At 66.5% G+C, this 20,868-nt stretch carries 16 protein-coding genes; 5 read left to right on the top strand and 11 right to left on the bottom strand.

What is annotated here, in order from left to right; all coding sequences use genetic code 11:
- Positions 1-82 precede the first annotated feature (82 nt).
- Positions 83-1,198 (top strand): agmatine deiminase, encoded by a 1,116-nt coding sequence (aguA, locus tag L6D89_RS28575; protein WP_236201859.1) that lies wholly within the window; start codon positions 83-85, stop codon positions 1,196-1,198.
- 287 nt (positions 1,199-1,485) lie between these two features.
- Here the strand turns inward: aguA and L6D89_RS28580 are convergent, their stop codons facing one another.
- On the bottom strand, positions 1,486-2,667 hold the full coding sequence (locus L6D89_RS28580) for a GGDEF domain-containing protein (protein ID WP_236201860.1): 1,182 nt from the start codon (positions 2,665-2,667) through the stop codon (positions 1,486-1,488).
- Between the two features lie 218 nt (positions 2,668-2,885).
- Here L6D89_RS28580 and L6D89_RS28585 point away from each other — a divergent pair, with 218 nt between their 5' ends.
- Positions 2,886-3,149: a hypothetical protein gene (locus L6D89_RS28585; protein WP_236170538.1), complete on the top strand. Its 264-nt coding sequence runs from the start codon at positions 2,886-2,888 to the stop codon at positions 3,147-3,149.
- 70 nt (positions 3,150-3,219) lie between these two features.
- On the opposite strand, the gene L6D89_RS28590 is transcribed toward L6D89_RS28585, so the two are convergent.
- The 6 genes from L6D89_RS28590 to L6D89_RS28615 are packed head-to-tail and all read right to left on the bottom strand — an operon-like array spanning position 3,220 to position 13,562.
- Positions 3,220-4,047, bottom strand: coding sequence for a peptidylprolyl isomerase (locus L6D89_RS28590; RefSeq protein ID WP_236201861.1), 828 nt, complete (start codon positions 4,045-4,047; stop codon positions 3,220-3,222).
- A gap of 12 nt (positions 4,048-4,059) precedes the next feature.
- Positions 4,060-4,743, bottom strand: a complete 684-nt coding sequence (gene narI / locus L6D89_RS28595; protein ID WP_236201862.1) for a respiratory nitrate reductase subunit gamma — start codon at positions 4,741-4,743, stop codon at positions 4,060-4,062.
- A gap of 29 nt (positions 4,744-4,772) precedes the next feature.
- On the bottom strand, positions 4,773-5,543 hold the full coding sequence (gene narJ, locus L6D89_RS28600) for a nitrate reductase molybdenum cofactor assembly chaperone (protein ID WP_236201863.1): 771 nt from the start codon (positions 5,541-5,543) through the stop codon (positions 4,773-4,775).
- On the bottom strand, positions 5,536-7,095 hold the full coding sequence (narH, locus tag L6D89_RS28605) for a nitrate reductase subunit beta (RefSeq protein ID WP_236201864.1): 1,560 nt from the start codon (positions 7,093-7,095) through the stop codon (positions 5,536-5,538). Before narH ends, narJ begins: the two co-directional genes overlap by 8 nt.
- Positions 7,092-10,853: a nitrate reductase subunit alpha gene (locus tag L6D89_RS28610; protein ID WP_236201865.1), complete on the bottom strand. Its 3,762-nt coding sequence runs from the start codon at positions 10,851-10,853 to the stop codon at positions 7,092-7,094. Before L6D89_RS28610 ends, narH begins: the two co-directional genes overlap by 4 nt.
- 60 nt (positions 10,854-10,913) lie before the next feature.
- On the bottom strand, positions 10,914-13,562 hold the full coding sequence (locus tag L6D89_RS28615) for a nitrate/nitrite transporter (RefSeq protein ID WP_236201866.1): 2,649 nt from the start codon (positions 13,560-13,562) through the stop codon (positions 10,914-10,916).
- Positions 13,563-14,019: 457 nt separating this feature from the next.
- Here L6D89_RS28615 and hemN point away from each other — a divergent pair, with 457 nt between their 5' ends.
- On the top strand, positions 14,020-15,417 hold the full coding sequence (gene hemN, locus L6D89_RS28620; protein WP_236201867.1) for an oxygen-independent coproporphyrinogen III oxidase: 1,398 nt from the start codon (positions 14,020-14,022) through the stop codon (positions 15,415-15,417).
- A 58-nt stretch (positions 15,418-15,475) separates the two neighbouring features.
- On the opposite strand, the gene L6D89_RS28625 is transcribed toward hemN, so the two are convergent.
- A complete protein-coding gene (locus tag L6D89_RS28625) occupies positions 15,476-16,864 on the bottom strand; it encodes an aldehyde dehydrogenase family protein (protein ID WP_236201868.1) in 1,389 nt (462 codons plus the stop codon).
- Positions 16,865-16,974: 110 nt separating this feature from the next.
- Here L6D89_RS28625 and ptrR point away from each other — a divergent pair, with 110 nt between their 5' ends.
- Entirely contained in the window at positions 16,975-17,874 is a 900-nt protein-coding gene (gene ptrR, locus L6D89_RS28630) for a putrescine utilization regulator PtrR (protein WP_236201869.1), read from the top strand.
- On the opposite strand, the gene L6D89_RS28635 is transcribed toward ptrR, so the two are convergent.
- Positions 17,871-18,371: an ATP-dependent zinc protease family protein gene (locus tag L6D89_RS28635; protein ID WP_236175251.1), complete on the bottom strand. Its 501-nt coding sequence runs from the start codon at positions 18,369-18,371 to the stop codon at positions 17,871-17,873. The genes ptrR and L6D89_RS28635 overlap by 4 nt on opposite strands.
- A 248-nt stretch (positions 18,372-18,619) precedes the next feature.
- Entirely contained in the window at positions 18,620-19,393 is a 774-nt protein-coding gene (locus L6D89_RS28640; RefSeq protein WP_236201870.1) for an AraC family transcriptional regulator, read from the bottom strand.
- Positions 19,394-19,535: 142 nt separating this feature from the next.
- On the opposite strand from L6D89_RS28640, the gene L6D89_RS28645 reads away from it, so the two are divergent.
- A complete protein-coding gene (locus L6D89_RS28645) occupies positions 19,536-19,889 on the top strand; it encodes a VOC family protein (protein WP_236201871.1) in 354 nt (117 codons plus the stop codon).
- Here L6D89_RS28645 and L6D89_RS28650 read toward each other — a convergent pair.
- Positions 19,859-20,749: a LysR family transcriptional regulator gene (locus L6D89_RS28650; protein ID WP_236175254.1), complete on the bottom strand. Its 891-nt coding sequence runs from the start codon at positions 20,747-20,749 to the stop codon at positions 19,859-19,861. The two genes, L6D89_RS28645 and L6D89_RS28650, sit on opposite strands and share 31 nt — an antisense overlap.
- Between the last annotated feature and the right edge of the window lie 119 nt (positions 20,750-20,868).

Raw genomic sequence — 20,868 nt, forward strand, 5'->3', positions numbered from 1 at the left:
TTCCGCGAAATTCATCATTGGTTTCCACCGCTCCGGGCCGGCAACCTTGGGCCATTCCCCTCCCTGACTCTGGAGCGTCACGATGTCCCGTACCCACTCGACAATGCCCAAGGCCGATGGCTTTCGCCTGCCCGGCGAGTTCGAACCCAAGGCCCGCTGCTGGCTGGGCTGGCCGGAGCGGCCGGACGTCTGGCGCAACGGCGGCAAGCCGGCGCAGAAGGTCTGGGTCGAGGTGGTCAGCGCCATCGCCAGCAGCGAGCCGGTGACCGTCTGCGCCTCCGCCGCGCAGTACGCCAATGCCCGGCGCATGCTCCCCGAGCAGGTGCGGGTGGTGGAAATGACCTGCAACGACACCTGGTTCCGCGATAGTGGCCCGGCTTTCCTGATCAATGACGCGACGGGCGAGATGCGTGGCGTGGATTTCCAGTTCAACGCCTACGGCGGCCTCGATGGCGGCCTTTACTATCCCTGGGACAAGGATGACCAGATCGCGCAGAAAATCCTCGAGATCGAGGGCTTCGACCGTTATCGCGCGTCGATCATCGCCGAGATGGGCAGTGTTCGCAGCGATGGCCAGGGCACTCTGCTGACCACCGAGCAATGCCTGCTCAACCCTAATCGCAACGCTCACCTGGGCAAGCAGGAAGTCACTCGCCGACTCTGCGATTACCTGGGCGCCGAGCAGGTGATCTGGTTGCCGCGGGGCTGCAAGTTCGACGAAACCGATGGCCACGTCGACGATCTGGCGTGCTTCGTGCGGCCGGGCGTGGTGGTGATGCAGTGGACCGACGACCGCGACGACCCGCAATGGGAGATCTACCAGGAGGCCTACGACGCGCTGCGCAGCGCCCGCGACGCCCGTGGCAATCCGCTGCAGGTGCACAAGCTGCCACAGCCGCGGGTGCTGGAGTGGACCGCCGCCGAAGCCGAGGGCCTGGACCAGGTCGATGGCAGTTTCGATCGCCAGGAGGGCACGAAGATCTGTGCCTCCTACATCAATTTCTACACCGGCAACTCGGCCATCGTCATGCCGTTCTTCAACGACCCCAACGACCGTATCGCCCAGGGCGTGCTCGCCGAGCTGTTCCCGGACAAGTGCGTGATCGGCATCGACAACTCGCGGGAAATCCTCCTGGGCGGCGGCAACATCGGCTGCATCACCATGCCCCAGTACGCGGCGCCGGCGCGCCGCGGCTGAGTGGCTCGCGCTGCGCGTAATACTGTTCGCTTGAGCGTTTTGAACTGTACGAGCCCTCACCCTAACCCTCTCCCGCACGCGGGAGAGGGGACCGTTCGGCGCAGGATGAAACTACCGCGTCAGCCGGCACGGACTGCCCCCTCTCCCTGAGGGAGAGGGTTGGGGTGAGGGGGATGCATAGGTATGAACTTCTCGGAGCAAGCCAATTCTTCGCCCCAAGAAAACGCCGCAGCTCCAGCAGGAACTGCGGCGTTCTTTCTTGAGTGAAGAGTGTTCGGCCTGCTGTATCAGCCCAGCCGCAGCGGATCGCCGCCGGCCAGGGTGCGATCCATCAGGCGGATGCTGTCGCGGCCGCCGCGCTTGGACTCGTAGAGGGCGGCATCGCCTTGTTCGATCAGCGCGGCGAGGCTGGCAGGCGGCTGGTCGAAGAGGTTGGCGCCGATGCTCAGGGTGACCGCCTGGGGCGTGGCGAAGTTCTGCGTGGAGGTGCTCTGGAACTGCTCGCGCAGCTTGCCGGCCAGCGCCATCACCTGTTCGCCGCGGACATTGCTCAGCAGGATGACGAACTCGTCACCGCCCAGGCGCGCCGCCACGGCCCGTTCGGGCAGCGCCGCGCGGATCATCTCGCTGAGCGCCACCAGCAGGCGGTCGCCGGCGGTGTGTCCGTGCAGATCGTTGACCTGCTTGAAGTTGTCGATGTCGATCAGCAGCAGCGCGCCGGGGCGTTCCGGGGAGATTTCCTCGAATACGCGGGGGGCGCGCATTTCCAGCGCGCGGCGGTTGTACAGGGCGGTCAGCGGGTCGCGCGCGGCGAGGCGGGCGATGCGCTTTTCGCGGCGGTAGCGTTCGGTGCCGGTCATCGACAGGGCGATCAGCATGATCGCCATCGCGCCCTCCACCAGGGATATCTGGATGATCTCGCCACGGAAGGCGGCCAGGTCGATCAGCGTGCCGGGGATGATCACGGTCGCGCCCTTGGCCAGGTAGAAGGCGCCATGCACCAGCATCACGTAGCGCAGCTGCACCGCGCCGACGCTGAGGGATTTGCCGTGGGGCCGCAGCAGGTAGCTGGCGCGCAGGGAGAGCAGGGCGACCAGCCAGGAATTGGCCAGCAGCATGAGCTTGGACCACAGCGGGCCACCGTCGGGCAGCGCCAGCAGCGCTATCCAGATGAGCGGGACCAGCAACCAGCCCCGTGACAGCCGTGCTTCGGTGAACTTCGCCACCCCGCTGAGGAAGAACCAGTGCGCCAGCACCAGCAGGCCGTTGGCGAACCAGACGCCGACCAGCAGATAGCCGCTCATGCGCAGCAGGGCGAGGGTGGAACCGAGGGTGATGGTGGCGAAACCGGCGCTCCAGTAGAGCAGCGAGCGTTCGCGCACGCTGCGCCATTCGATGGCCAGATACAGCGCTGCGGCCGCCGCGAGGGCGACCGAAATAGTCAACATGGTGGGTGGATCGAGCGCCATTTCCTGAACCGTACTGCACTTGCGGTGAAAAAGCGTGATTGTAAGCGCCCTTGCTGGTTTTCCGGTATGTCGGCCGGGTGCTTCCGGTCGGGTTTGCACCCGTTCGGTCGCGTCTGGAAAGCGCTTCTTGCGCTTTGGTCTGATTGCCAGTGTGGCTAGTAGCCATCAGACTGCGCAAGTTCGAACGCACTCGCTGTGGGGCTGGGAGGCCCGAAGCCATGGAAAAGCCGACACGCAGGCGCTGGAGCCCGCTGTGGTTCCTGATCGTTGCCGCCAGCTACCTGATCGCCATCCTGTTCACCGTGGCCCTGGCCGGTCTGGGCTGGATTCTCTTTTCCGGTGGCCTGGACATGACCGTGGTGAAGGAGCGTCGTTACCTGTTGCTGGGCAGTGGCGGCCTGATGCTCGCCGTCTCGGCGTATATCCTGCTGATGTCGATTCCGACCAGCCTGCTCTCCACCGTGCGCCGCGAGCGCTCCTGATCCTGCTCGCCCGGACGGGCCTCCGGCTGGGCCGGCAGGCGCACGCACGACAGCTGAGTCACCCGCTGCGTCAGAGCCCGATATCGCTACGCCGGTTGCCGGAGCCTTCGATGGGGTCTTCATCCAGGCTGAAGCCCTGGACGCCGAATTCCTTCTCCAGCGCCAGCAGGTACTGGCGCAGGGCGTGGCGCGTGGATTCCTCGCGCAGGCTGTGGTGCACGCGGCCGGCTACCTGGGCGTAGGGCAGCGGCTTGCGCTCCAGGCGTTCGTCGATGCTCACCAGGTGCCAGCCATAGCGCGATGCCAATGGTCGCTCGTGCAGTCCCGGCGGCAGGCGCTGCAGGGCCTGGTCCAACTCGGCGACGGTCTGCCCGGAGGTCAGCCAGCCCAGCTCGCCGCCTTGATCCTTCGACGGGCAGGCGGAATGCCGCTGGGCCAGTTCGGTGAAGCGCTCCGGGTGCTCGCCGAGTTCCCGCAGCAGCTTTTCGCCCAGGCGGTAATGCGCGTCGCGGGCCTTGGCGTCCTCGGGGGCGGCGGGCAGCAGGATGTGCCGCACGCGCAGGCGGGTGGGTTCGCAGAAGCGTTCGGGGTGGGTGTCGAAGTAGCGCCGGCAGCTGGCTTCGTCCGGCTCCGGGACGTTCAGTTCGCGCTCCAGCAGCGTCGCCACCGCCTGGTCTTCATCCTCGTTGCTCGCCGTCAGGCCGAGCATGGCCGCGCGCTGCGCCAGCAGTTCGCGCACGATCAGGGCGCGCACGGCGCTGCGCTGCGCCTCGGCGAGGGAGGCGGAGGGATGGAAGGGCGTTTCCCTGGCGATGTCCGCCTCGGTCAGTTCGGTGTCGCCGACACGGATCACCGGGATCGGCATATCGGGGAGGTTCTCGACGGCAATCATGTCCATCTGCGTACTTCCTTAGCCGCGGCGGCGGACGATCTGGTAGTTACGGCCGAAGTAGCCCAACGGGATGCTCCACACGTGCACCAGGCGGGTGAAGGGGAACAGCAGGATGATGGTCAGGCCGATGAAGATGTGCAGCTTGAAGATCAGCGGCGCTTCCATCACGAAGCCGGCCGCGTCACCGCGGAAGAACACGATGGCCTGCGCCCAGTTGGCCAGCGCCAGCATCATGCCGCCGTCCAGGTGGTCCAGCGAGGCGAAGATGGTGGTCAGGCCGAGGCACGCCTGCAGCAGGAGCAGGGCGATGATCAGGTTGTCCATCACGCTGGAGGAAGCACGCACGCGCGGATTGAACAGCCGGCGCCAGAGCAGCATGGCGCCGCCGATCACGCATAGCACCCCGGCGATGCCGCCGAAGATGATCGCCATCAGCTGCTTGTGCCCGGCCGAGAGGAACGGCGCATAGACCCAGTGCGGGGTCAGCAGGCCGACCAGGTGGCCGAAGAAGATCGCCAGGATGCCGATGTGGAACAGATTGCTCGCCAGCCGCATGTGCCTGGTCGAGAGCATCTGGCTGGAGCCGGTCTTCCAGGTGTACTGGCCGTAGTCGTAGCGCATCAGGCTGCCGATCAGGAACACGGTGCCGGCGAGGTAGGGGTAGATGCCGTAGATGAATTGGAGCAGGTAATCCTCGAACATGATGGGCCTCCGTTCATTCTTTGCCGGGTTCAGGGGCGCTCTGGCGGCATGATCTGCACGACCTGGGGCAGCGCCTCGTACTTGCGCTCGGCCAGGCGTCGCCCTTCGGCGGACTGCAGGCTGCAGTCCTTGTCGGTTTCGGCGTTGAAGCGCACGGCTTCTTCCTCCCACACCGCATCCAGCGCCTGCGGCGTGTTGTCCGGCTCCTCCGCGGCGGCCACCGGGCGCTGTTCGTCGATCGCCGCGCTGGCGCCGATCAGTGCGAGCAGGGCACGCGGCACCAGCGCGTAGCGGGTGTCGCGTTCTTCCAGGCGGGCGGCGAGCAGGGCGAGGATGTGCTGGATGTCGCCCAGCCACTGGCCGATTTCCTCGTGGCTGCGGGTCGACAGGTATTCCAGGAACAGCGGTAGGTAGTCCGGCAGCTCACGGGCGTCGAGCTGGAAGCCGGCGGCCTCGTATTCGGCCAGCAGGTTGACCATCGCCTGGCCGCGATCGCGGGACTCGCCGTGCACGTGCTCGAACAGCAGCAGCGAGGTGGCGCGGCCGCGGTCGAACAGTTCGACGTAGGCTTCCTCCAGGTCGAGCAGTTCGCCGCCCGCCAGCTCCCGGCACCATTGCGCGAGCTCGGTGCGCAGCGCCAGCGGCAGGCGATCCTCGGCGTCGAGAATCTCCACCGCTTCGACGCTGGCGGCCTGCAGTTCGGCGCTGGGGTAGTCGAGCAGGCGCGCCAGCACGCGCAGGCTGAGCAGGCCGACGATGGGGCCCTGGTGGGCGTCGCGGATAGCCTCGTAGTTACCCATGGCGGCTGTCCTCCACCGGGTCGAAGGTCTCGACCGGCTTGACCAGCGTGGTGGTGTTCTTGCGTCCGCCGAACAGGCTGACCTGGCTGTTGCCGCCGCCATTGCAGCCGTCGCCGAAGGTGAAGCCGCAGCCGCTGCGCTCGGCATAGGCCTCGGGGATGTGCTCGCGGTGGCCGGTGGGGATGACGAAGCGATCCTCGTAGTTGGCGATGGCCAGGTAGCGGTACATCTCCTCGACCTGGTTCTGGGTCAGGCCGACCTGCTGCAGCACCTCGGTATTGAGTTCCTTGTCGACGTGCTTGGCGCGCATGTACACGCGCATCGCCATCAGCCGTTTCAGCGCCAGTACCACCGGCGCCTCTTCTCCGGCGGTGAGCATGTTGGCCAGGTAGCGCACCGGGATGCGCAGCGATTCGACCTTGGGCAGTACGCCGTCGAACTCCACGTGTCCGGCTTCGGCGGCGGACTGGATCGGCGACAGCGGCGGCACGTACCAGACCATCGGCAGGGTGCGGTATTCCGGGTGCAGCGGCAGGGCCAGCTGCCAGTCGATGGCCAGCTTGTACACGGGGGAGGCCTGGGCGGCGGCGATCACGTTGTCGGGGATGCCGTCCTTGCGCGCCTGGGCAATCACCGCCGGGTCGTGCGGGTCGAGGAAGATTTCGCACTGGCGGTGGTAGAGGTCGCGGTCGTCCTTGGAGGCGGCCACTTCCTCGATACGGTCGGCGTCGTAGAGCAGCACGCCGAGGTAGCGGATACGCCCGACGCAGGTTTCCGAGCAGACGGTGGGCTGGCCGGACTCGATGCGCGGGTAGCAGAAGATGCACTTCTCCGACTTACCGCTTTTCCAGTTGTAGTAGATCTTCTTGTACGGACAGCCGCTGATGCACATGCGCCAGCCGCGGCATTTGTCCTGGTCGATCAGCACGATGCCGTCTTCCTCGCGCTTGTAGATCGCGCCGCTCGGGCACGAGGCCACGCACGCCGGGTTCAGGCAGTGCTCGCAGAGGCGCGGCAGGTACATCATGAAGGTGTTTTCGAACTGGCCGTAGATGTCCGCCTGGATCTGGTCGAAGTTGACGTCCTTGCGCCGCTTGGCGAACTCGGTGCCGAGGATTTCTTCCCAGTTCGGGCCCCATTCGATCTTGTCCATGCGCTGCCCGGAGATCAGCGAGCGAGGCCGTGCCACCGGCTGGTGTTCGCTCTGCTTGGCGCTGTGCAGGTGCTGGTAGTCGAAGGTGAAGGGTTCGTAGTAGTCGTCGATCTCCGGCAGGTCCGGGTTGGCGAAGATGTTCGCTAGTACCCGCCACTTGCCGCCGATGCGCGGGTTGATCGAACCGTCGGCGTTACGCACCCAGCCGCCGTTCCATTTCTTCTGGTTCTCCCACTCCTTGGGGTAGCCGATGCCGGGCTTGGTCTCGACGTTGTTGTACCAGGCGTACTCAATGCCTTCGCGACTGGTCCAGACGTTCTTGCAGGTGACCGAGCAGGTATGGCAGCCGATGCACTTGTCGAGGTTCAGGACCATCCCGACCTGGGAACGAATCTTCATTTCACGGCCTCCTGCTGGTAGTCGTTGCCTTCGCCATCGAGCCAGTCGATACGCTGCATCTTGCGCACGATGACGAACTCGTCGCGGTTGGAACCCACGGTGCCGTAGTAGTTGAAGCCGTAGGAGAGCTGCGCGTAGCCGCCGATCATGTGGGTCGGCTTGGGGCAGACCCGGGTGACCGAGTTGTGGATGCCGCCGCGGGTGCCGGTCATCTCCGAACCGGGGATGTTCAGGATGCGTTCCTGGGCGTGGTACATCATCGCCATGCCCGGGCGCACGCGCTGGCTCACCACCGCGCGGGCGGCAATCGCGCCGTTGGCGTTGTACAGCTCGATCCAGTCGTTGTCCTCGACGCCGATGGCGCGTGCGTCGTCCTCGGAGAGCCAGACGATCGGCCCGCCGCGCGACAGGGTCTGCATCAGCAGGTTGTCGCTGTAGGTGGAGTGGATGCCCCACTTCTGGTGCGGGGTCAGCCAGTTCAGGGCGATCTCCGGGTTGCCGTTGCTCTTCGGCGCGGCGACGCTGGTGGCGGCCTTGGTGTCGATGGGCGGGCGATAGACCATCAGGCTTTCACCGAAGGCGCGCATCCACGGATGGTCCTGGTAGAACTGCTGGCGGCCGGTGACGGTGCGCCACGGGATCAGCTCGTGGACGTTGGTGTAGCAGGCGTTGTAGCTCACGTGTTCGTCTTCCAGGCCCGACCAGGTGGGGCTGGAGATGATCTTGCGCGGCTGCGCGACGAGGTCGCGGAAGCGGATCTTCTCTTCTTCCTTGGGCCGCGCCAGGTGCGTGTGGTCGCGCCCGGTGATCTTCGACAGCGCCGCCCAGGCCTTCACCGCTACCTGGCCGTTGGTCTCCGGCGCCAGGGCGAGGATCATCTCGGCGGCGTCGATGGCCGAGTCGATCTTCGGCCGGCCTTCGGCGGAGCCTTCGAGCTTGCGGTAGTTGAGCTTGCCGAGCAGGTCGACCTCGCTTTCGGTGTTCCAGGCGATGCCCTTGCCGCCGTTGCCGATGGTGTCCAGCAGGGGGCCGACGGAGCTGAAGCGCTCGTAGGTTTCCGGGTAGTTGCGCTTGACCTCGATGAGCGAGGGCATGGTCTTGCCGGGGATCGGCTCGCACTCGCCTTTCTTCCAGTCCAGCACCTGCGGCTGGGCCAGTTCGCCGGGGCTGTCGTGCTGCAGGGGCAGGGTGACCAGGTCGGTCTCTTCGCCCAGGTGGCCGACGCACAGGCGGGCGAAGGCGCGGGCGATGCCGTCGTAGATCTGCCAGTCGCTGCGTGCTTCCCAGGCCGGATCGGTGGCGGCGGTCAGCGGGTGGATGAAGGGGTGCATGTCGGACGTGTTGAGGTCGTCCTTCTCGTACCAGGTGGCGGTGGGCAGCACCACGTCCGAATACAGGCAGGTGGTGGACATGCGGAAGTCCAGGGTGGTCAGCAGGTCGAGCTTGCCTTCGATGGGCTCGTCCTTCCAGACGACTTCCTCGGGCTTCCTGCCGGTCTCGCCGAGGTCCTTGCCGAGCAGGCCGTTTTTGGTTCCCAGCAGGTACTTGAGCATGTACTCGTGGCCCTTGCCGGAGGAACCGAGCAGGTTGGAGCGCCAGACGAACAGATTGCGCGGATGGTTCTGCGGGTTGTCCGGGTCCTCGCTGGCAAAACGCAGCTGGCCGCTCTTCAACTGCTCGACGGTATAGTCCACCGTGCTCTTGCCGGCAGCCTGGGCGGCGGCGGCCAGGCGCAGCGGGTTGATCCCCAGTTGCGGCGCGGAGGGCAGCCAGCCCATGCGCTCGGCGCGCACGTTGAAGTCCACCAGGCTGCTGCTGAAGTCCTGCGGGCGCGCCAGCGGGGAGAGCAGTTCCTTCACCTCCAGCTTCTCGTAGCGCCACTGGCTGGAGTGGTTGTAGAAGAACGAGGTGCCGTTCATGTGGCGCGGCGGGCGGTGCCAGTCGAGCGCGAAGGCCAGCGGCGTCCAGCCGGTCTGCGGGCGCAGCTTTTCCTGGCCGACATAGTGCGACCAGCCGCCACCGCTCTTGCCGATGCAACCGCAGAGGATGAGCATGTTGATCAGCCCGCGGTAGTTCATGTCCATGTGGTACCAGTGGTTCATCCCGGCACCGACGATGATCATGGAGCGGCCGTGGGTCTTGTCGGCGTTGCTGGCGAACTCGCGGGCAATGCGGATCATCTGCGCCGCCGGGACACCGGTGATCGCCTCCTGCCAGGCCGGGGTGTAGGGCTTCATCTGCCCGTAGTCGTTGGCGCCATCGTCCTCGCCCGTGCCGCCGATGGTGGCTTGCAGGCCGCGGTCAATACCGTAGTTGGCGGCGCTGAGGTCGAACACGGTGGCTACCAGCACCTCGCGGCCATCGGCCAGTTGCAGGCGCTTGGCCGGTACGTGGTGGTAGATGACGTCGCGCACCTTCACGTTGGGGAAGTGCTGGCGCTCGATGCCGCCGAAGTAGGGGAAGGCGACGCGCGCCACTTCATCGTGATGGCCGAGCTGCGACAGGCGCAGGCTGACTTCCTGGCCATCGGCGTCGACCTGCTCGAGGTTCCACTGGCCACTCTGGCCCCAGCGGAAACCGATGGAGCCGCGCGGTACGACAAGGCGCTCGCCGCTTTCGTCCCAGGCCACGGTCTTCCATTCGGGGTTGTTGGCCTGTGCCAGGTTGCCGTCGAAGTCGCTGGCGCGCAGTTGCTTGCCCGGCACCAGGCTGCCGTCGTCGCGTTGTTCCAGCTCCACCAGGATCGGCATGTCGGTGTAGCGGCGGATGTAGTCGGTGAAGTAGGCGCTGGGTTTCTCCAGGTGGAATTCCTTGAAGATCACATGGCCCATGGCGATGGCCAGCGCGGAGTCGGTGCCCTGCTTGGCGCTCATCCATTCGTCGCAGAGCTTGGAAATCTCCGCATAGTCCGGGGTGATGGCGATGGTCTTGGTGCCCTTGTAGCGCACCTCGGTGAAGAAGTGCGCGTCAGGGGTACGCGTCTGCGGGACGTTGGAACCCCAGGCGATGATGTAGCCGGAGTTGTACCAGTCGGCGGACTCGGGCACGTCGGTCTGCTCGCCCCACACCTGCGGCGAGGCGGGCGGCAGGTCGCAGTACCAGTCGTAGAAGGACAGGCAGACGCCGCCGATCAGCGACAGGTAGCGGGTGCCCGAGGCATAGGAAACCATCGACATCGCCGGGATCGGCGAGAAGCCGACGACGCGGTCCGGGCCATAGGTCTTCACGGTGTAGACGTTGGCGGCGGCGACCAGGGTCTGCATCTCGTCCCAGTCGGCGCGGACGAAGCCGCCACGGCCACGGATGGACTTGTACTGCCTGGCCTTCTGCGGGTCCTCGACGATGCTCGCCCAGGCCAGCACCGGGTCCTTGTGGGTCGCCAGGGCCTCGCGCCAGAGCTGCACCAGCGCCTTGCGCACCATGGGGTATTTCAGCCGGTTGGCGCTGTACAGGTACCAGGAATAGCTGGCGCCGCGCGGGCAGCCGCGCGGCTCATGGTTGGGCAGGTCGGGGCGGGTGCGCGGGTAGTCGGTCTGCTGGGTTTCCCAGGTCACCAGGCCGTTCTTCACGTAGATCTTCCAGCTGCAGGAGCCGGTGCAGTTCACCCCGTGGGTCGAGCGGGCGATCTTGTCGAACTGCCAGCGCTGGCGGTAGCCGTCTTCCCAGTCGCGGCTCTCATCGCGGGTTTCGCCGTGGCCGCCGGCGAACTCCGGTGGGCGCTTGACCAGGTAGCGCAGGCGGTCGATGAAGAAGCTCATGTTTCTCCTCCTTGGCAGGGCGCGCAGCCAGAGCTGGCAGCGCGCCGCTAACGCAACTCTTTAGCAACGCACTTCGGCATTGCTGCGGGTGTAGAAGAACCAGGTCAGCGCGATACACAGCCCATAGAACACGATGAACCCGTAGAGAGCCCATTCCGGGCCCCCGGTGAGGTCGAACGAACTGCCGAACGATTTCGGAATGAAGAAGCCGCCGTAGGCCGCCACCGCCGAGATGAAGCCCACTGCGGCGGCGGACTCCTTCTCGCTCTGCAGCCCCTGCTGCTCGGCAGGCAGGCTGGGGAACAGGCGCGGCGTCATGGTGCGGAAGATCGCCGGGATCATCTGCGTGGTGCTGGCATTGCCCACGCCGGAGAAGAAGAACAGCAGCAGGAACATCACCAGGAAGCCCCAGAACGCCCCGGGCTGGTCCTTGCCGGCGATGAAGAACAGCACGCCGCCGACGCACGCGGCCATGGCGACGAACACCCAGAGGCTGATCCGTCCGCCACCGAAGCGGTCCGCCAGGCCACCGGTGAAGGCGCGGGCGAGGGCGCCGATCAGCGGGCCGAGGAAGGCGAACTTGAGCACGTCGACACCGGGGAACAGGTGCCCGGCGAGCAGCGGGAAACCGGCGGAGAAGCCGATGAAGCTGCCGAAGGTGCCGGTATAGAGCACGCTCATCAGCCAGGTGTGCTTGCGCTTGAAGATCGCCATCTGGTCGGCGAACGAGGACTTGGCGCTGGCGATGTCGTTCATGCCGAACCAGGCGGCGATGGTCGCGACGATGATGAACGGGACCCAGATGAACCCGGCGTTCTGCAGCCACAGCGGCGTGCCGCTGCTGGTGGTTTGCGGCTCGCCGCCGAGGCCGCCGAACACCGCGAAGGTGATGCACAGCGGTACGGCGAACTGCATGACGCTCACGCCAAGGTTGCCCAGCCCTGCGTTCAGGCCCATGGCGGCGCCCTTGGCCTGTTTGGGGAAGAAGAACGAGATGTTCGCCATGCTCGAGGAGAAGTTGCCGCCCCCCAGGCCGCAGAGCAGCGCGAGGATCAGCATCACCAGGTAGGAGGTGTTGGGGTTCTGCACGGCAAAGCCGATCCACAGCGCCGGCACCAGCAGCGAGGCGGTGGACAGCGCCGTCCAGCGCCGGCCGCCGAAGATCGGCACCATGAAGCTGTAGAAAATGCGCAGGGTAGCCCCGGACAGGCCGGGCAGGGCGGCCAGCCAGAACAGCTGGTTGGCGCTGTAGTTGAAGCCGGCCAGCGGCAGCTTGGCCACCACCACCGACCAGACCATCCAGATGGCGAAGGCCAGCAGCAGGCAGGGAATCGAGATCCACAGGTTGCGGGTGGCGATGCTCTTGCCGGTCTGTTCCCAGAAGGTCGGGTCTTCCGGATGCCATTCGCGCAGCACGAAGCTGCTCGGCGTGGACAGCTCCGGCAGGTCGCGGGAAGGATTGCTCTGCGCCCATTCCACGCGCTCGGCCATGCGGATCGAGTAGTGCATCCAGGCCAGCGCGCCGGCGGCGATCAGGAACAGCAGCATGAAGCAGCTTTGCCAGATGCCGACCACGTCGTTGAGCATGCCGAAGGTCAGCGGCAGGAGGAAGCCGCCCAGCCCGCCCATCATCCCCACCAGCCCGCCGACCACGCCGACGTGTTGCGGATAGTAGGTGGGGATGTGCTTGAACACCGCCGCCTTGCCCAGGGACATGAAGAAGCCCAGCACGATGATGATCGCGGCGAAGCCGATCAGCCCCAGGTGCATGGCGAACGCCACTTCGCCGCGCACGCCGGTGACGACATAGCGGGTGGGTGGATAGCTGAGCAGGAAGGTGCAGATCACCGACAGGCTCAACGTCCAGTACATCACACGGCGCGCGCCGTAGCGGTCGGACAGCCAGCCGCCGAGGATGCGGAACAGCGAGGCCGGCACGGTGTACAGCGCGGCGACGAAGCCGGCGGCGGCCAGGCCCAGGCCGTGCACCTCCATCAGGTAGTGCGGCAGCCACAGGGCCAGCGCGACGAAGGCGCCGAAGACGAAGAAGTAGTAGAGCGAGAAGCGCCACACGCGCAGCTCGGCCAGCGGCGCGAGTTGTTCCGCCAGCGGGATGGCCTTGGCCTGGCGGGTCGCGGCCTGCGGGTCGGTCTTGGCCAGCAGGATGAACAGGATGCCCATGGCCCCCAGCACCAGCGCATAGACCAGCGCGGCGCCGCGCCAGCCTAGGGCCAGCATCAGCAGCGGGGCGGCGAGGTTGGTCAGGCCCGCGCCGACGTTACCGGCGCCGAAGATGCCCAGCGCGGTGCCCTGCTGGCCGGGCTCGAACCAGGTGGCGGTGTAGGCGGTGCCGACGATGAAGCCGCCGCCGGCCAGGCCGACGCCGAGCGCGGCGACCAGCAGCATGGGGAAGCTGTTGGCGAAGGTCAGCAGATAGACGCAGACGGCCGAGACCAGCATCAGCAGGCCGAACACCCAGCGGCCACCGTAGCGGTCGGTCCACAGGCCGAGGAAGATGCGCGAGATCGAACCGGTCAGTACCGGCGTCGCCATCAGCAGGCCGAGTTGGGTATCGCTGAGGGCGAATTCGTTCTTGATCTGCAGGCCGAGGATGGAGAACAGCGTCCAGACGGCGAAGCACAGGGTAAAGGCCAGGGTCGACAGGCCGAGCGCGCGATAGCGGTCGCCGGCTGGATTTGAAGTAGCCATTCTGCACGCAGTCCCTTGAAGGTACCGTCAGCAACGGTTTGTTCCATCCAGCCGTAACCACGCCGGGTCAGGTCAGTTAACGCCTGCGCTCGCTCGCGTTGTCATTAGCCGAATCACGGTAAGGCATAGGGTGTTTCTGGTTGTCTTGGCACTCAGCGGTGCTGTAGCGGCTCAGCCTAGACGCAGATCAGGCGGATTACCAAAACGCGGCGGCATCTTGTGGTGAACGTGCAGGACTTTGCTTTTCGGTGTATGGAAAAGTAAATAACGATGGCCATTGGTTTGCCATTGCGCGGCAGGCCAGCAGATCGCCAATCGGCAAGCGTTGTAGGAGTGCAGGGATTTTTCCTGCGCAGCTGAACTTCTTGATCCCGCGCAGGAGGCGCGTAACGTGAGCGGAGTATCGTGCGGCGGCGACTCGCAGCGACAGACTGCCAGCGCCTCAGGAGCCCGTGTCATGCCCGAATCGATGAGTTTCAACCGCGCGCTGGTGGAGAAGTACGACCGTCCCGGCCCGCGCTATACCTCCTATCCCACCGCGCCGCAGTTCCATGGCGCCTTCGCCGCCGACGACTATCGCGCGGCCGCCCAGCGCAGCAACCATCGCGGCAACGAGAGCGCGGCCAAGCCGCTCTCGGTGTACATCCATATCCCGTTCTGCAAGAGCCTCTGCTACTACTGCGCGTGCAACAAGATCATCACCCAGAAGACCCACCGCGCCGTGGAGTACCTGGAGTACCTCAAGCGCGAGATCGCCATGCAGGCGGCCCTGTTCGACGGCACGCGCAAGCTCACCCAGCTGCACCTGGGCGGCGGCACGCCGACCTACCTGACCAGCGAGCAGCTCGGCGAGGTGATGGGCAGCCTGCGCGAGCATTTCAACCTCGACGAGAGCGACGCCCACGAGTTTTCCATCGAAGTCGACCCGCGCACCATCAGCCGCGAGCGCATCGCCGAGTTGCGCGCGCAGGGCTTCAACCGCCTGAGCTTCGGCGTGCAGGATTTCGACGAGAAGGTGCAGGAAGCAGTCAACCGCGTGCAGAGCGAGCAACAGGTCTTCGACCTGGTGCAGGCGGCCCGCGAGGCGAAGTTCAAGTCGGTCTCCGTGGACCTGATCTACGGCCTGCCGCTGCAGACCGTGGCCAGCTTCGACACCACCCTCGGCAAGATCATCGCCTTGCGCCCCGACCGCATCGCCGCCTACAGCTATGCCCACCTGCCCGAGCGGGTTCGCGCGCAACGGCTGATCCGCCGCGAAGACATGCCGCCGCCGGAGCGTAAGCTCGAATTGCTGGAGCTGACCATCCGCCGCCTGACCGCGGCGGGCTACGTCTATATCGGCATGGACCACTTCGCCCTGCCCGACGACGAGCTCAGCGTGGCGCGCAGCAACGGCACCCTGCAACGCAACTTCCAGGGCTACTCGACCCACGCCGACTGCGACCTGATCGCCCTCGGCGTGTCGTCCATCAGCAAGGTCGGCGACACCTACGGGCAGAACGTGAAGGAGCTGTCGCAGTACTACGCGCGGATCGACGAAGGCCTGCTGCCGGTGCATCGGGGCTACCAGCTGACCGACGACGACCGCCTGCGCCGCGAGGTGATCAGCGCGCTGATGTGCCATGGCCGGGTGGACTACGCAGCGCTGGAGCAGCGCCACGGCATTCGCTTCCGCGACTACTTCGAGAGCTCGCTGCGGCAACTCCAGGAACAGGTCGGCGATGGCCTGGTCGAGCTGCGCGACGATGCGCTGGTACTGCTGCCGCAGGGCCAGTTGATGATGCGCAGCGTGGCCATGGCCTTCGATGCCTACCTGGGCGGCGGGCAGCAGGAGCGCTACTCGCGCACCATCTGATTGCCACGGCGCAACCACAACGGCCCACCGCGAAGGAGGGCCGTTGTGTTTTCAGCGCTCAGCGGCGATCCACCCACACGGTCTGCGCGTTGCAGAACTCGCGCACGCCGAAGTGCGACAGCTCGCGGCCGAAGCCGCTCTTCTTCACGCCGCCAAAACCGACACGGGCATCGCTGGCGCTGTAGCCGTTGATGAACACGCCGCCGACGTCCAGTTCGGCGGTCATCTGCCGGGCGCGGGCGAGGTCGGCGGTGAACACCGTGGCGGTCAGGCCGAAATCGCTGTCATTGGCCAGTTCCAGCGCATGCCGGGCATCCTTCGCACGGATGATCGAGGCCACCGGGCCGAACAGCTCCTCGCGGAAGGAGGTCATTGCCGGCGTCACGTCCGCCAGCACGGTGGGCTGGTAGAAGTTGCCCACGCCGTCGACCTTGCCGCCGCCCAGCAGCAGGCTGGCGCCTTCGGCCAGGGTACGTTGCACCTGGTCGTCCAGTTCGTCACGCAGGTCGAAGCGGGCCATGGGGCCGACGTAGGTCTGCACCTGGGTCGGATCGCCCATCACCAGTTCGCGGGTGGCGGCAACGAAGCGTTCGGTGAAGGCGTCGGCGATGCTGTCCTCGATGATGAAGCGCTTGGCCGCCGCGCAGACCTGCCCGGAGTTCTGGAAGCGCCCGGCGACGGCGGCCTTGACCGCCACATCGAGGTCGGCGTCGGCGAGCACGATGAAGGCGTCCGAGCCGCCCAGTTCCAGCACGCACTTCTTCAGCGCAGCGCCGGCCTGGGCGCCGATGGCCGAGCCGGCGCGCACGCTGCCGGTCACGGTGACGGCGGCAATGCGCTCGTCGCGGATGGCCTCGGAGACCAGGTCGTTGCCGACGTTGATCACCTCGAACACGCCCGCCGGGAAGTCTGCCTGCTGGAACGCCTGCAGCATCCGGTAGGCGCTGCCCATGACGTTCGGCGCGTGCTTGAGCACATAGGTGTTGCCCGCCAGCAGAGCCGGCACGGCGCCGCGCAGCACCTGCCAGATCGGGAAGTTCCACGGCATCACCGCGAGGATCGGGCCCAGCGGGCGGTATTCGATCCAGGCGCGCTCGTGCTCCACGCTGGTCGGCTCGGCGGTGAGCATCTGCGGGCCGTTGGCGGCGTACCAGTCGCACAGGCCGGCGCACTTTTCCACTTCGCCACGGGCCTGGGCGATGGGCTTGCCCATCTCGGCGGTGATGCTTGCGGCGAGCTCCTCGGCATTGGCGCGCAGGGCCTGGCCGAGGCGCACCAGGGCGGCGGCACGTTGCTCCAGCGGGGTGCGCCTCCAGGTCGCGTAGCCCTGTGTCGCACGGGCCAGGGACTGCTCCAGCGTGGCGGCGGTCTCGAACGCGTAGCTGTCGATCACCTCGCCGGTGGCGGGGTTGCGGGAGATCGCGTGGGTCTGCGGGGTGATGCTCATGGCTCGCTCCTGGACGGTGGAATGGGAGGGGAGTGAGGCCAGTGTCGCGTTGAACCATGCTTATGAAAACTGAATAATAATGACGATTACGCTCTCGTTTGGAGAATGAAATGGACCTGGTCCAGCTGGAAATCTTCTGCGCCGTGGCCGCCCACAAGAGTATTGCCGCCGCCGCCCAGGCCATGCACCGCGTGCCGTCCAACCTGACCACGCGGATCAAGCAACTGGAAGCGGACCTGGACGCCGAGCTGTTCATCCGCGAGAACAACCGCCTGCGCCTGTCGCTGGCCGGGCACGACTTCCTCGTCTATGCCACGCGCATCCTCGGCCTGGTGGACGAGGCGCGGGTGGTGGTCTCGGGCAAGGAACCCAGCGGGCGCTTCCCCATCGGTTCGCTGGAGAGCACGGCGGCGGTGCGCATCCCGCGCTTGCTGGCGCACTACCATCAGCAGTACCCCAGGGTGGAGCTGGACCTGTCCACCGGACCTTCGGGCGCGATGATCGACGGAGTGATCGCCGGCGAATTGATTGCCGCGTTCGTCGACGGGCCGATCAGGCACCCGGCGCTGGAGGGCGTGCCGGTGTTCGACGAGGACATGCTGGTGGTCGCGCCGTCGCACCATGCGCCGATCCGCCGTGGCCGCGATGCCGATGGCGAGATGATCTACGTGTTCCGCGACAACTGCTCCTACCGCCACCATTTCGAACGCTGGTTCGCCGCCGACGGCGCTGCCCCTGGGGCCATCCGCGAGCTGGAGTCCTACCACAGCATGCTCGCCTGCGTGAGCGCCGGCGGCGGCCTGGCGGTGATGCCGCGCAGCATGCTGAGCAACATGCCCGGCAGCGCCTCGGTGAGCGCCTGGCCCATGGGCGGCGACTTCGCCCGCCTGAATACCTGGCTGATCTGGCGCAGCGACTCGCGCTCGCGCTCGCTGGAACTGTTCCGCCAACTGGTCGATGAACAGGCGGCGCTGCTCGACATGGCCGGAATCCCGGCCGCCCAGCTCTAGTGCCGGGGCTGCTGGGTGAAGGTCCGGCGGGTGTCCACCGGGCCGATGCGCTCCAGGGTCCGGCGGCCCAGCAGCAGGGGGTAGAGCATGTCCTTGCGGTCGCGCAGGGAGAACTCCTCGACCAGCATCTGCTGGCCGATGCCCACCTGCATGGTCACCACCGGGCGGTGATCGACTCCACCCGCGCCACGCAGCCTTACCCGGCGCACCAGCGGGCGTTCGAACTCCTGGCTGAAGGGCTCGCCGGTTTCGCGGCTCCTGCCGACCATGCGAAACCTGACCCATTGCTGTGAGCCGCGGCGAAAGTAGCGAATGTCCCGCGCGTCCATGGAGGAGGTGAGGGCGCCGGTATCGAGCTTGGCCTTCAGCGCGATGGCGCCAGGGTAGATGCGGACTTCCTCGATCCAGCCGGTCACCGGGCGTTGCTCGGAGCGGGCTTTCAGCGAGGCCACGAACGTCAGGACCAGCATGGCGAGCGAGAGGGAATTCAACTCCATGGCCATTCTCCGGAGATCGGGCGGCGGACGACTCGATAGTTGAGCCCGGAAAGTTATGGCGGCGTTAAATACTTGTCAGCGGAATGTATGGCTGGTGGCTGATAGCCATTATTGCCGACGAGTGGATGCCCTGAGGGGCGATCGAGGGACATCGCAGCGCCTTCGCTGGTCTTTTGGGCTCCTGCACCGGCCGCTTTGCCGCAACACCCGCGCGACGCCCGTGGTGTGCCTGGCCTGGGCCAGTGGCGCTAGGCGCTGGCCGAGGCCTGGTAGCTGCTCGGCACCACGCCGAGGCGGCGACGGAACATGCTGGAGAAGGCGCTCGGGCTGTCGTAGCCCAGCTCCAGCGCCACCCGGGTGACCGGCTGGCCCGCCGCGAGCCGGGTGACGGCGGCCAGCAGGCAGGCCTGCTGGCGCCAGGCGCCGAAGGAGAGGCCGGTCTGCTGGCGGAACAGGCGGCTGAAGGTGCGCGTGCTGCAATGCAGCTCGGCGGCCCAGAGGTCCGCCGTGACCGCGATCTGCGGGGTGCGCAGGAACTCCCGGCACAGCTCTGCCAGGCGCGGGTGCGCCGGCAGCGGGGCGAACAGCGGCAGGCTCGGAGCCTGGCGCAGCTCATGGAGCAGCAGGCGGATCAGGTCGCCGTCGCGACCGCTTTCGTCGTGCAGTGCCGGCACTTCGACGCTGGCCAGCAGCAGCTGATGCAGCAGCGGCGAGACGCTCAGCGCCTGGCACAGCCGGGTGTCGCGCACCGGTAGCTGCGGGTCGATGTACAGGCTGCGCGTGCTGACCCCGCGCATCAGCACCCGGTGCTGCTTGCCGGCGGGAATCCACACGCCGCTGTAGGGCGGGATCACCCAGGCGCCGTCCTCGGTTTCAACCTCCATCAGTCCGCTCATGCCGTAGAGGAACTGCGCGCGACGGTGGGAGTGGGGCTTGAGCAAGGTGCCGAGCGGATAGTCGGTGCCGATGGCCAGCACGGCGCGGTCGACGTCATCGACGCTGGCGAGGGGAATGTTGAGCATGGCGGCGGATCTGGCTGGTTCGCGATGATTATTCTTCAATCGGCTTGAATTGGCCAATTGCCCGAGGTCGACCGGGGCGACCTGCGTTGCGCAAAGGAAATTGCCGTAGGATCAGCCGGACACGACTTGCCAGGAGGCGACTATGGGTATCCGAGGAAACGACCGTCAGATCGACAACATCGAGTTCAACGTCAGCGACATCGCGCGCAGCAAGGCCTTCTACGGCAGCGCCTTCGGCTGGCGTTTCACCGACTACGGCCCCACCTACAGCGAATTCAGCGACGGGCGCCTCACCGGTGGCTTCACCACGGGCGAGCCGGTACGTCCCGGCGGCCCGCTGGTGATCCTCTACGCCGAAGACCTGGAACAGACCCAGGCGCGCCTGGAGGCTGCCGGCGCCAGTATCAGCCGCGCGACCTTCGCCTTCCCCGGCGGCCGGCGCTTCCACTTCATCGATCTGGACGGCTACGAGCTGGCGGTGTGGTCGGCGGACTGAGCCCGGACCTGCTCGATGTAGCGCCGCACCAGCGGCGACTTCTCGAAGCGTCGGTGCAGCAGCGACAGCCAGGAGCGCGGCGCGCAGTCGGCCAGTGGGCGGTAGTTCACCTGTGGCAGCTGTACCCGGCGTACCACCGACTCCGGCACGATGGCGATGCCCCGGCCAAGGGATACCAGCGCGATCACCGCGACCAGGCTGCCCGGCTGCTGGCCCAGGCGCGGGGAAAAGCCGCCGGCGCTGGCCACTTCCAGGGTGCCGGAAATCTGCTCGGGGAGGATGAAGGTTTCCTCGCTCAGCCGTGCGGCGCGAATCTCCGGCAGCTCGTTGAGGCGCGAGGCAGCGGGCAGGGCGAGGACGAAGCCTTCCTCCTGCAGCGCGATGGCTTGCAGTTCTTCCGGCAGGTTCATCGGTGAACGCACGTAGGCGAGGTCGAGCGCGCCGTCGCGCACCTGCGCCGGCAGTTGCGCCATGGGCGCTTCGCTGATGTCCAGATCCACGGCCGGCAGGGCGCGGGTGAACTGCTCGACATGCTGTTGCAGCACGCCGGAATAGGCCGCCGAGGCCACGTAGCCCAGGCGCAGATGCCCGGTTTCGCCCCGGGCGGCGCGCTGCGCACCCAGTTGCGCCGCATCGAACTGGCGCACCGCCAGTTCGGCTTCGCTCAGCAGGGCTTCACCGGCGGCAGTCAGGCGCACCTCGCGTTGGCTGCGCTGGAACAGCAGCACGCCCAGTTCCTTCTCCATGTCCTGGATCTGTCGGCTCAGGGTCGGCGGGGCGATGCCCAGTTGCTCGGCCGCGCGGGTGAAGTGGCCGTGGCGGGCGACGCTGAGGAAGTAGCGGAAATGACGGATTTCCATGTTCGTTAGTCGCAGGCTAATGACGAAGGCCGCCGTGGCTAACAAGCCCGGCGCGCGCGGGCGTTACCGTGGGGGCAACACTACAAGGCTGGCGCGGCGAGGACAAAACCCGACGTGTC

The sequence above is a fragment of the Pseudomonas pseudonitroreducens genome (genome assembly GCF_021603645.1).
In the GTDB taxonomy this organism is placed as follows: Bacteria; Pseudomonadota; Gammaproteobacteria; order Pseudomonadales; family Pseudomonadaceae; genus Pseudomonas; species Pseudomonas pseudonitroreducens.